At 44.2% G+C, this 12,593-nt stretch carries 11 protein-coding genes; all 11 read left to right on the top strand.

Annotation, left to right across the window (positions count from 1 at the left end):
• Positions 1–207 precede the first annotated feature (207 nt).
• The 11 genes from ACFVAD_RS01185 to ACFVAD_RS01135 all read left to right on the top strand — a co-directional run bounded on the left by ACFVAD_RS01185 (position 208) and on the right by ACFVAD_RS01135 (position 12,568).
• Entirely contained in the window at positions 208–882 is a 675-nt protein-coding gene (locus ACFVAD_RS01185) for a hypothetical protein (RefSeq protein ID WP_386635103.1), read from the top strand.
• 559 nt (positions 883–1,441) lie between these two features.
• Positions 1,442–1,984, top strand: a complete 543-nt coding sequence (locus ACFVAD_RS01180) for a hypothetical protein (RefSeq protein ID WP_386635100.1) — start codon at positions 1,442–1,444, stop codon at positions 1,982–1,984.
• Between the two features lie 289 nt (positions 1,985–2,273).
• Positions 2,274–3,725 (top strand): carbon starvation CstA family protein, encoded by a 1,452-nt coding sequence (locus ACFVAD_RS01175; RefSeq protein ID WP_386635097.1) that lies wholly within the window; start codon positions 2,274–2,276, stop codon positions 3,723–3,725.
• Positions 3,726–4,313: 588 nt separating this feature from the next.
• Positions 4,314–5,330, top strand: a complete 1,017-nt coding sequence (locus ACFVAD_RS01170; RefSeq protein ID WP_386635094.1) for a LacI family DNA-binding transcriptional regulator — start codon at positions 4,314–4,316, stop codon at positions 5,328–5,330.
• Positions 5,331–5,444: 114 nt separating this feature from the next.
• A complete protein-coding gene (locus tag ACFVAD_RS01165; RefSeq protein WP_386635091.1) occupies positions 5,445–7,538 on the top strand; it encodes an amylo-alpha-1,6-glucosidase in 2,094 nt (697 codons plus the stop codon).
• 64 nt (positions 7,539–7,602) lie between these two features.
• Positions 7,603–8,853 carry an ABC transporter substrate-binding protein gene (locus ACFVAD_RS01160; RefSeq protein ID WP_386635088.1) on the top strand — a complete coding sequence of 417 codons (1,251 nt, stop codon included), beginning with the start codon at positions 7,603–7,605 and terminating at the stop codon, positions 8,851–8,853.
• A gap of 151 nt (positions 8,854–9,004) precedes the next feature.
• Entirely contained in the window at positions 9,005–9,910 is a 906-nt protein-coding gene (locus ACFVAD_RS01155) for a carbohydrate ABC transporter permease (protein ID WP_386635084.1), read from the top strand.
• Positions 9,911–9,922: 12 nt separating this feature from the next.
• Entirely contained in the window at positions 9,923–10,750 is an 828-nt protein-coding gene (locus ACFVAD_RS01150; protein ID WP_386635081.1) for a carbohydrate ABC transporter permease, read from the top strand.
• Between the two features lie 118 nt (positions 10,751–10,868).
• Positions 10,869–11,051 (top strand): hypothetical protein, encoded by a 183-nt coding sequence (locus tag ACFVAD_RS01145; RefSeq protein ID WP_386635078.1) that lies wholly within the window; start codon positions 10,869–10,871, stop codon positions 11,049–11,051.
• Positions 11,048–11,248, top strand: a complete 201-nt coding sequence (locus tag ACFVAD_RS01140; RefSeq protein WP_386635076.1) for a hypothetical protein — start codon at positions 11,048–11,050, stop codon at positions 11,246–11,248. The genes ACFVAD_RS01145 and ACFVAD_RS01140 overlap by 4 nt, the downstream gene beginning before the upstream one ends.
• Before the next feature lie 162 nt (positions 11,249–11,410).
• Entirely contained in the window at positions 11,411–12,568 is a 1,158-nt protein-coding gene (locus ACFVAD_RS01135) for a mannosyltransferase family protein (protein WP_386635372.1), read from the top strand.
• Positions 12,569–12,593 lie beyond the last annotated feature (25 nt).

The following is a 12,593-nucleotide window of genomic DNA, read 5'->3' as shown; positions in this document are numbered from 1 at the left end:
CTCCTTTCTTAAGTGATTACCTGAAAAACCAGGTAATACTAAGATATTAAAAAGAATCATTAGTGAAAGGTAATTCGCCTTTTTTTTCAAAAAATGTGTATATGCCTATTAAACTCCTTCTTCAATTTTAAAAATACCCATACAATATCATTGTCAAATTAATAAATTATAAGTGTAAGAAAATAAGACAAGAAGGGGGGAAATCAAATGCCAATTGGCAGTGAGCAACTTAGAGCGAGGTTTATACAATTAGCCAATCAAACCTCCGTGGACATTTGGATAGCTGGAGTAAATGCTGCCCAGGGGTCAACTTTTGATAATGTAGCAATTGTAGAAATAGGGAGTAATTTTATCAGAGTAACAAATCAGGCAGGCACCATCAACGCAATTGTACCAATGCTTCCTATTTCAAGCGTTGATGATGCTGCAGGTCCTGGGGCAACGCCTGTGGTAAATACGCAGTCATTACGGAGCAGACTTATCCAATTTGTAAGGCAATTTACGATTGATATTTATGTAACGGGTACACCGAACCCTGCAATAACTAACGCAACCGTTACAGAAGTCGGCTCGGATTATATACTTGTAAACGGTACTGCAGGTGGTGTAGCTTTAACTAATGTCTATTTACCACTTCAGTTATTAGCAGGATTTGACTCGAATACAGCAACAGTTAATAATCCAAACATTACTAGCACAGATTTCAGGGCTGTATTAGTTGAATTGTCTGTAAGCAATTCAAATGTCATCATTAACCTGGGAGGCAGACTTATTGCTGCACCGGTACAGATTGTAGAAGTGCAATCCAATTTTATTAGATTAAATAATACCGAACAGACTGTTGCACCAATATTCTGGATTGGAACTGTTCAAAGACTATGAAAGCAGTTTGAACTCTTTGTTTATTTAGACAACAAGGAAATATATGACAAATGGCATTCCGAGTGGGCTTCTCGTAATGCTTTTTGTTATCGTAGACTCGAAGAAATCGAGGTTTACATTTTCCAAGACGATGAGGAAACAACTGTGCTCTTTGATGTCGATAAGCTTAGGAATAACGCCCTATCTTTCATCGCTGACAGATTAAATTTGGACAAGAACAGAGGAAGCGTGACGTTCAAAAACGAACAGATCCTACAGGACAGAAGATCGGTTAGCGATAAGTTTGAGGAAAAAATTTATAGGGTGTTGTAAATAGTGCAGGGATAGCTCTTATATTCAGAGCAGTCCCCGTTTTCTTTCATATGAAGCTTGGGGAAGTTTCTCCCATAGCCCAGGAAGAAAGGTATCCTCCCGTGCTCGAATATCCTGTCCCCCATTCTTGATAATTCCGCACTCTCCCTCGTCCTTTACCCATACATCCTTCTACTATTTTCATAGAATGATGATGAGGGGACAGGTCACCCCGTCACCTCTACTAGATGGAGGGGAGGTGAACAAAATGAAATACTATCATTATTGTAAAGAGGATGCATATCCAAAACACCACCATAATAGATGCGATAAAGGTATCACTGTCAATGTAAACTGTGGAAGAGACGAGGACCAAGATGAAACAGCTGCCTTCCGTGCGGTAAATAATCAAGAACAGCGGATTGACGAGGTCGGGGTCTTCGATAAAGTTCTTTTCCAAACTGAGCAGTTCGATATCGGAAATATCTATAATGCGAACAACTCCACATTTGTACCACGTAAAGATGGGGTATACTATGTGGCGGGAACAGTTTCTTTTCTTCCTGATAATACAACGGAAGATTATCGGGTACGCGTGGAAATCCGTGTAAACGGTGTGAGCGTCGCAGCCGACAACGACTATTGGGGAGAAATCGACCAACCATTTTTATTTGTCAACGCCATCAATGTTTCCACCATCCTCCAGCTTGAAGCAGGTGACCTCGTAGAAGTGTTCATCACTAGCACCACACCAGGTGTAATCCAAACGAATGTTCCAGATTTCAGTACTCGTTTCGAAGCCAAACTTTAGCCAGCATTTTGCACAAGCAAAAAACATAAAGAAAAAGCCTTGCAGAAAAATCATTCGCAAGGCTTTTACTTATTCGTAAGAAATATTTCATTCACATACAAATGCTCTTTCGGATCACTGAGATCATTCTGAATATAAATACATATTTTCTTGCATGTTAGTCAGGTAAAAATGCATCTTAATCGAAAATTAATACCTCTTAGTCCTAAATCCCCATATCAGTCCATTTTTTTCTTATACTATATTTATGAAAACGCATTCATAAGGGATTTATGAAGGGGGAAAAGAAATGATTACATTCTTAACGGCCATCGCCTTGTTGATTGTCGGATACTTTACGTACGGCAAATTCGTCGAAAAAGTGTTCGGGATAAAAGAGGAGCGAGCAACACCAGCTTATGTTGATGCGGATGGTGTAGATTATGTGCCAATGAACACAAAGAAAAACTCGCTGATTCAACTATTGAATATTGCAGGAACCGGACCTGTTTTCGGACCAATTATGGGAGCGCTTTACGGCCCTGTAGCATTCATCTGGATTGTTGTCGGCTGTATTTTTGCCGGAGCAGTTCATGATTACCTGACAGGGATGATCTCCATACGTAACCGCGGCGCTCATTTACCGGAGCTTGCAACCAAGTTCCTTGGAAAAGCCATGAAGCATGTAGTAAATGCTTTTGCTGTCTTGCTGTTATTGTTGGTTGGTACTGTATTCGTATCTACACCAGCAAGCCTTCTCAACGTATTATTGGACGGAAAAGTTGCGTTGGGCATTCTTATTGCAGTTATTTTTCTATATTACATTTTGGCAACACTATTACCAGTTGATAAAATTATCGGTCGCCTTTATCCATACTTCGGGGCAGTCCTAGTAATCAGTGCTTTAGGAGTAGGAATTGGATTAGTGGTAAAAGGTGCGCCGATTCCTGAGCTTTCGTTCTCGAATTTCCATCCGGACAATTTACCGATTTTCCCACTGATATTCTTCACAATCACATGTGGGGCGCTTTCCGGATTCCATGCAACACAAACACCAATCATTTCCCGTACGACTCAAAATGAAAAGCAAGGCCGTAAAATTTTCTACGGCATGATGGTTGCTGAAGGTATCATTGCCATGATCTGGGCAGCTGCAGCCATGAGTCTATTTGATGGATATAATGGTTTAGGTGAATTACTTGCAGCGGGCGGACCTGGTGCCATCGTCAGCGAAGTTTCCACTCTTATGCTTGGTGCAGTAGGCGGAACGCTTGCAGTGCTTGGTGTAGTAGTACTTCCAATTACTTCTGGAGATACAGCTTTCAGAAGTGCACGTATGATCATTGCAGAGTATTTAAACATTGCACAAAAGAAAATTTCTAGCCGTCTATGGATCGCACTTCCACTATTTGCGATCTCCGTAGTCCTGACACAAATTGACTTTAACCTCCTTTGGAGATATTTCAGCTGGGCCAACCAAGCCACAGCCGTCATCGCACTGTTTGTAGGAGCTATGTATCTGTATATCGCAAGAAAGAACTACTGGATTTCACTAATCCCAGGAACATTCATGCTGGTCATGGTCATCACCTACATCCTGAACGCACCAATCGGATTCAGATTGCCAATGAACATCGCATGGATCGGCGGATTTATCGGGGCGGCAATCCTGGTTGCACTATTCTTCAGGCAAGCCCAGAAAGCCCGTGCCAATAACATCCCACTTGAGGTGGATGTATCGGATTATAATAAGGTGGCATAGGGGACAGGTCCCGTGTCCCGCGTGATCAAAGTAATAAGCAAAGCCGTATGGATTTCCATACGGCTTTTAATTTGTAGCCAAAAGGGGGATGCATGTGAATTTTTAGCGAAAGGTATTTTCTAGTGCGGAGTGACCTTATATACTAATGAATGCCTTTTCTATGGGTATAACACTCAAAAAGATCCATCATCGGCTTGATGAAAGCCCTTTTTGAGGTACCGACACTCAAAAAGATCCATCATCGGCTTGATGAAAGCCCTTTTTATGGTTCAGGCACTCAAAAAAGTCCATCATCGGCTTGATGAAAGCCCTTTTTAAGGTGCCGACACTCAAAAAAGTCCATCATCAGCTTTATGAAGGACCTTTCTAACCGTTTAACCCCCTGAAACGTCCATCATACTTCAATTCGCGTCTTCTCTACACAACCTACCAGGAGTCATATCTAACAACACTCCATCATTCAGTACAAATTTTGAAGCAGCGAAGCTAAAATGCTGAGAGTGGGACACGGGACCTGTCCCCATAATTCTACTTGCAATCGCTTTCAAATCCGTGTTATTCTACTTGTAAGAAATTATCCGAAACGTTTTGGAGGGAATCATGACAACGATTAAAGACATTGCCAAGGTTGCAGGTGTTTCTGTGACAACTGTTTCCCGGGCGTTGAACGGATACTCGGATGTGAGCATTAAAACAAGGCAGCGAATCATGGATGTTGCAAAGGAATTGAACTATAGCCCCAATACGGTCGCAAGAAGTCTGGTGATGAAAAAGTCCAAAACGATCGGTCTGCTCGTTTCGAACCTGAACCGGGAAGGAGTGAAGGACAATTTCACCTTTGAAGTCCTTTGCGGCATCAACCAGGCGAGTGCCGATTCGGAGTATGACCTTGTTTTGTTCAGCACCACTTCCACGAAGCAGCGGGAAAAGACATATACACAGCTTTGCCGCGAGCGCCGGGTAGACGGGGTGATCATTCAAGGCATCAGGACGGATGATCCGTACCTGGAGGAGGTCGTAGAGAGTGACATTCCATGTGTACTCATCGACATCCCGATTGAATCGAACACTGTTGGCTATGTGACGACAGATAACGTCGCAGGTGCGAAGGATGCGGTCAAACACTTAATCGACAGAGGGCACCGGAAGATAGGCATGATCAATGGCCACTCCCATGCGGATGTCAGTATCAGACGGCTGCAGGGATTTAGGGAAGCCTTATACGAACATAGTCTGGACATCCGGATGGACTGGGTCAGAACTGGCGATTTTGTGGAGGACAAAGCGGAAGATGCAACATTGGAACTGTTAAATGAGTATCCTGAAATCACCGCTTTATTTTGTGCAAGCGACCTGATGGCATTCGGCGCCATCAGGGCCATCAAAAGAATGGGAAAAAGGGTTCCCGAGGATATTGCCGTCATTGGCTATGATGATATCCTGCTCGCATCCTATGCAAGCCCGACACTATCGACAATCCGGCAGGATAAATACAGATTGGGATGGGAAGCGGCATTGCTTCTGATCGGGATGCTTGAGGGGGAGGCCACTCAGCATGCCAGAATAATAGATACCGAGTTAATCCTTAGGGAATCAAGCAAATAGAACCACAATCGACTGTGGTTTTTATCAACATGAAAATCCGAAACGTTTTGGAAAAGAAGTTTGCCGTTTTCCCAAAACGTTTCGGGTGCAGAAACATAAGTAGGAGGTTACAACATGGACTATCGAGTAATCAAAGAAAACGACTTATTCCTGCTCACGGACACAAGCGGGAACATTCCGGAAAACCATCCATACGGCTTGGGCCTATATACGAAGGACACGCGATTCCTGAGCAAACTGGACCTGAAGATAAACGGGGAAGAGCCGATTCTGCTCCACTCCGATGCGGCTGAAAACTACAAAGCTACCATCATGCTCACAAACCCGCACATGGAAAAGGAGGGCGAACTCATTCTGTGGCGCGAATCAGTAGAAATCAAGCGCAGCCGATTTATCCATGATGACGTCCTCTATGAAACAATTACAGTTAAAAACTACTATCCGAAGGAAATCGAATTTGATATCAGCGTCCACCTCGATGTAGATTTTGCAGATATGTTCATCGTGCGCGGCTTCCAGAACGGGGATATTGGGGAAAGAAAGGGACAGACGATCGACGGCCAATCACTGACTTTCCATTATGAAGGTGCTGACGACCTCACGCGCCGCACTTATGTGACATGGGATAAGGAAGCGCAGAAGATTCATGAGCACGGAGAAATCGTTTTTCCGTTCCAGCTTGCCCATGAAGAGGAGCAAAGGGTCACCTTCATGATCCAGCCGCAGCATGGAGAAGAGCAGCCGCCGATCCTGCCAGCCGAGGAAGCGCTGGCTAAACTGGAAAACTCCTATAAGGAATGGGACACGACCATCACCAAAATCAGTACTGACCACAAACCGCTGCAACGTTTGGTAAACAGAGGCCTCGGCGATCTGCGGGTCCTTTTGACAGATGTCGGCCATGGGTCATTCCCTGTCGCAGGATTACCGTGGTTCGGTGTTCCTTTTGGCCGGGACAGCCTGATTGCTGCCCTGCAGATGCTGGCTTTCCAGCCGGACGTCGCAAAAGGGACGCTCTATACGATGGCAAGCAACCAAGGAACAAAAGTGGACCCGTGGCGCGATGAACAGCCAGGCAAAATCATGCATGAGATGCGCTTTGGCGAGCTTTCGACTACCGGACAGATTCCGTTCACTCCATACTACGGGACAATCGATGCGACTCCGCTGTTTCTAGTGCTCCTGACGGAATATGTAAAATGGACCGGTGATACAAACATCGTGAAAGACCTGGAGCCGAACATCGAAGCGGCCCTCACCTGGATCGACCAATACGGGGACAGAGATGGCGACCTATTCGTCGAGTACCACCAGGAAGCAAGCAAGGGCATCGCCAATCAGGGATGGAAGGATTCCGGCGACTCGATTGTTCACCGAAATGGCGAATATGCGACAACACCGATCGCACTTTCCGAGGTTCAGGGCTATGTGTACCAGGCCAAAAAAGGCATCGCTTCCATTTATGAAAAGCTCGGAAAACAAGAGGAAGCTGCAAGACTGCTGGAAGACATTCAGCGCCTCAAGGAAAAATTCGACGAAGAATTCTGGATGGACGACGTCAATTTCTATGCAATTGCACTTGACCGCGACAAGAAGCAGGTCGGCACGATCACGTCCAATCCGGGTCATCTCCTGTTTTCTGAAATGCTGGATCAGGATAAAGCCGAAGCGGTCATGGAAACACTATTATCATCCGCGATGTTCTCCGGCTATGGCATCCGCACGATGGGCAAGGGAGAAGCAGGCTATAACCCGATGAGTTATCATGACGGCAGCATCTGGCCGCATGACAACAGCATGATTCTGCTTGGTATGAGCAAGCTGCAGCATCAGCATAAAGCGAACACAGTCATCCAAGGGCTGATGGATGCGGCGGCAAACTTCGAATACGACCGCTTGCCTGAGCTGTTCTGCGGCTATGAAAAATCGCTTGGCAAAACGGTGAAATATCCGGTTGCCTGCTCACCACAGGCCTGGGCTGCGGGCACACCGCTTGTATTTGTCCAAACGATACTTGGCCTGTTCCCGGACGCACTGAATGGCACGATCCAGCTTGGACCGGTACTGCCGGACGGCATGAACACCCTTGAGGTGAGCGGGATGAAAATCGCATCAGGCATACTTTCCCTGCAAGTTGCGAAAAATGCGCAAGGGCATGCTGAGGTCGAAATCACGGAAAACACAACTGGACTGGAAGTTATTGGATAACGGCTTTAAAGAGAAGAAATTTCTCTTGAAGATATAAACATAACAAAGGAAGAGGGGTTAGAAAATGAAAACGAAAAAATGGTTGGCAACATTTGGGGTAATGTCGATGCTGTTTGGAGGAGTTTTGGCTGGCTGCGGTGGAAGTGACAGCTCATCTGATGGGGAAGGATCCGGCGATCAGGTGGAAATCACACTAGCTGGCTGGGGAGGTAACCCTTCCGAGACAAAATTGCTGAGGGAAGCACTGGATTCCTTTGAAGAAAAACACCCGAACATCAAAGTGAAGCATGAAGTCATCTCGGACCAATATATGGACGTCATCAAAACGCGCCTAATTGGAAATGAAGCACCGGATGTCTTCTATCTGGATGCTTTTGAAGCACCGGCATTGATCGAAACAGGCGTGCTCGAGCCGCTCGATGACTATGTGACAGATGAATTTGATGTTGATGATTTTGAAAAGCCATTATTGGAAGCTTTTCAAAAGGACGGAAAAACATACGGCTTCCCGAAAGACTATTCGACCTTAGCGTTATTTTACAATAAAAAGATGTTTGAAGAGGCTGGAGTAGAGGTTCCAACAACTTGGGAGGAAATGCGTGAAGCCTCCAAGGCGCTGACAAAAGACGGTGTAGTCGGCCTTGGGGTAGCACCTGAATTGGCACGCATGTATTACATTGCCGAATCATTGGGCGGAGAAGTAGTGAAGGATGATAAAGCCAATTTTGCAGATAAAAAGGTCGTGGAGGCGCTTCAGCCGATCATCGACCAGCGGAATGTCGACAAAACGGCAGCTCAACCATCTGATGTAGGTGCAAACTGGGGCGGCGAAATGTTCGGACAGGAAAAAGCGGCAATGGTCATCGAAGGAAACTGGGCCATTCCATTCCTGGAGGACACCTTCCCGAGCGTAGAGTACGGCACAGCGGAAATCCCGACTATCAACGGAGAAAAAGGGACGATGGCCTACACGGTATCCTATGTCATGAATGCAGCATCTGAAAAGAAGGAAGCATCATGGGAGCTGATCGAGTACTTGACGGGTCCTGAAGGCATGGAAATCTGGACATCCAAAGGCTATGCCCTTCCAACACGTAAGTCCGTTGCAGAAAAATTGGGCTTTGACCAGGACGAATACCGTGCGCCACTTGTTGCCGGAGCATCCTATGCAACAGTTTGGGCCAATGGCGTAAACCTGCCGACGATCATGAATAACTTCAACAACCAATTTGTTTCTGTCTTCTTGGGTCAGAAGCAGCTGGAAAAGGCGTTAAAAGAAGCGGAAGAACAGGCAAACAAGGAAATCGGTGAATAAAAGAAAATAGGAGTTTCCTGGCTCATCAAGGTGGGCCAGGATGCTCCATTCATGTAAAAACAGATGCATTCTTTGTGCAGAAGAAACGCTCTTCTGCAGAAAGAGTCCATCTATCTGTTTGGAACTCGGGAGGCGAAAAGGAGTGAATAACATGAAGAAAAAACGAACCTATTCCAAAAGAACAATAAGGGAAGCTACCCAAGGCTATACCTTTATGGCACCCGCTATCTTCGTACTGGCATTATTCATTATTGGTCCTATTTTATATGCTTTCTTCCTATCTTTTCACAAAGTGCAGCTCTTGGGGAATGCAACCTTTGATTTCGTGAAATTCGCCAATTTCACCAATATTGCGGATGATCAACGGGCATTGAGGGCGTTATGGAACACTTTTAAATATGTCATCATCGTTGTTCCGATTCAAACCTTGCTGGCACTCATACTTGCTGCCACGCTGAATGCCGGGCTTAAGGGTCAGAGCTTTTTCCGGATTGTCTATTTCCTTCCGACCTTGACCTCGTCAGCCGTCCTGACCCTGATTTTCATGTGGATGTACAACCAGAATGGCCTTATCAATAAAATTCTTTCCTTTATCGGACTGCCGACCTACAACTGGATGGGGGATCCGAGTGTGGCCTTGATCGCCATCATGATCATGAATATCTGGGCAACCGCCCCATTCTTTATGGTCATCTATTTGGCAGCCTTGCAGGATATACCGGAGTCATTATACGAGGCAGCAGAGTTGGATGGAGCCAATGCCTTTAAAAAATTCCTGTATATCACAGTTCCGAACCTGCGACCTGTTACATCCTTTGTCGTTATCATGGGACTGATCGGTACGTTCCAGTTGTTTGACCAATCTTTCATTTTCTCAGGTGGATCGGGTGGACCGGACAATTCCACTTTGACCGTCGTACTATTAATCTATCAATATGCCTTCAAAAGCTTGGGAACCATGGGATATGCAGCAGCAATTGCCGTCATGCTCTCCTTGGTCATTTTGATCGCGACCTTGCTGCAGCGCAAATTTTCGAAGGAAGAATCACTTTACTAAGGAGGAGAACCAATGAAAAAGAAAAGAAATGCTGGCAAAACCCTGCTATATGGCATACTCGGACTCTACGCCGTCATTACGCTGATCCCTTTTTTATGGGCAGTATCCTCCTCCTTCAAAACACTGGAGGAAATCGTAAGCGGCACGATCAATTTCATCCCAAGAAATTTCACGCTCGACAACTATAAAGAAATCTTCCTGCAGCAGGAGCTTTTTCCTAGATGGTTATTGAACAGTCTGATCATTGCCGTGGTCGGGACCGCGTTAAACCTGCTTTTCAACTCCATGGCAGGCTATGCACTGGCAAGACTCAGCTTTCCGGGAAGAAAGAGCTTGTTCATCATCATCCTTGCCGTGCTGATGATCCCTGCCCAGGTAACGATGATTCCTAACTACTTGATTCTAAGGGAGCTCGACTGGCTGAACTCCTATCAGGGGATGATCGTACCGGCGATGATCAACGCCACCTTCATCTTCATGATGCGCCAGTTTTTCATTAACTTCCCGAAAGAACTCGAAGAAGCTGCGGAAATGGACGGCCTCTCGCGCTTCGGAACCTTTTTCAAAATCGTGCTGCCATTGGCAAAACCGGCCCTGGCAGCACAGGCAATCTTTGTATTCATGGGCTTCTGGAACGATTTCATGAGACCGCTGATCATCCTTTCCGACCCGGCCATGTTCACCCTGCCGCTCGGACTCAACACCTTCAAAGGACAGTTCATCAGCTACTGGAACTACATCATGGCCGCCTCCATGGTATTCACCCTGCCAGTGCTGATCATTTACGGATTTTTTAATCGATACTTTATAAAGGGTATTTCGTTTACGGGTGGGAAGTAGGGCTGGGCTGGTAGGGACACAGGTCCCTTGTCCCTTTAGTGATTCTCACTTGCAAACTCAGTATCTGGCTAGTGATCATACGTGCAAAACCCTCATGGAAAAGAAGACTACGCTTTTCATGGGGGTTTTTAAGGATATGACAACAGGTGGAGACAGGTATTGCCGGATTAATGCCATAGTGATACTAGCAGACAAGAATAAGTACGTTTACAATAACGGTAAAATGTTGATTAATGAAAAAGAATTTGATCCAAAAACAGCTTCCAGCGCGAACCAGGCATCCCAGCAAGATGTGAAATGACAGGGGAGGTTTGGAGGAAGCATCCTGAGGAAGAAAAGAAAAAGGTAGCTTCAGAATTAAGCAGGATCCTTAAAGAGGAAGGGTCAAGCGCCAATCTATCCCCACAGGCATTATACAGACTGATTGAAAAAGAGTTAGATGTTGAAGAGATCAGGAAACGAGCTATCTATCCTTTGTTTAAATCGAAAATAGATTAATATATTGGAAAGGAGCACATGCGAATACGGATTGTGCTCTTTTCCGGTTTTGTATGGTTTAATGATTATTGGATTTAACAACCACTATATTTTTTGTATAATAGGGTAGCAATCTTGAGGACAGAGAAGGAGCGTGTGAAGTTGAACTCTGAAGCAATCCCTATGTCAGAGAGGAAAAAAATGATACTTTTTTCCTTGTTTTTGTTTGTTATAAATAAAATTGTCATTCTTATCCCGGCGGTGTATGTACATCGAGAGATACTTGAGGAATCTACTCTTTTTTCTTCAATAAAATTTTTGTTCTTCGATAATTTTTCCAAGTGGGACTCCGGTTGGTATTTAAGTATAGTAGAAGAAGGATATTCCCTTAAGGGGACAGCCTTTTTTCCACTATACCCTATCACTATTAAGTTATTGAGTTATGTTACGAACGACCCGTTGATGTCTGGAATTATTATCTCGAATATCTGCTTTCTTTTACTCATTTTCTTCTTTATGAAATTGGTGAGAGTGGATTATTCTTTAAAGGAAACCTATAAAATTACCCTATTGTTATCATTCTTTCCGACATCTTTTTATTTTTCAGCTTTGTATACGGAATCAATGTTTATGCTTTTTGTTATCTTGTTTTTATATTTTTTACGATTACAGAAATGGGGGCTTGCTTCTTTATTCGGAATGTTTGCAGGAGGTACACGCAATACAGGGGTATTATTAGCCATACCGTTTGCTATAGAGTATTTAAGTAATCACTTCAAATTGAAAAATGGTATGAAACTGAATAAAAGATTCTGGGGTATTCTAAAAGGAGCCTACATCCCGCTTTTTGCTTTTATATATATGGGATATTTATGGTTGGAATTTGGAGATCCCTTTTCCTTCTCTGCTGTACAAAGCGAATATGGAAGAGGATTTATGGCTCCTTGGAACACGCTTATTGACGGATTCCAATATCACTTACAAAGTATAGGTAAACTTTTATCAGGAGATTTTATATACCTGGATATCTACAATGTTTTGGAACTTTTTTTTGTAACACTTATACTTGTGACTACCATCTTATCATATGGGAAAATACGACTATCATTTTGGATAATCATCTTGTATTCAATATTGATTCCATTGACAGCTCCCGCTTATGAGAATGTGAAGGATTATTTTGTTAGCATATCCAGATACGCCTTGGTCATTGTACCATTCTATTACGCCTTATATGAAGTGTTTAAGCGCAGAATCTTTTACATCAGTCTACTCACTTCCTTTATTATATTGCTCATGGTATTGGTATATTTCTGGTCATTGAATTATTGGGTTGCCTAAAGGAAGATGGTTGCCAATATTTATC

This window comes from Sutcliffiella sp. NPDC057660 (genome assembly GCF_042800035.1).
Taxonomy (GTDB): Bacteria; Bacillota; Bacilli; order Bacillales; family Bacillaceae_I; genus Sutcliffiella_A.
The sequence above is the reverse complement of the archived record's forward strand: the minus strand, read 5'-3'. Positions and strand labels throughout refer to the sequence as shown.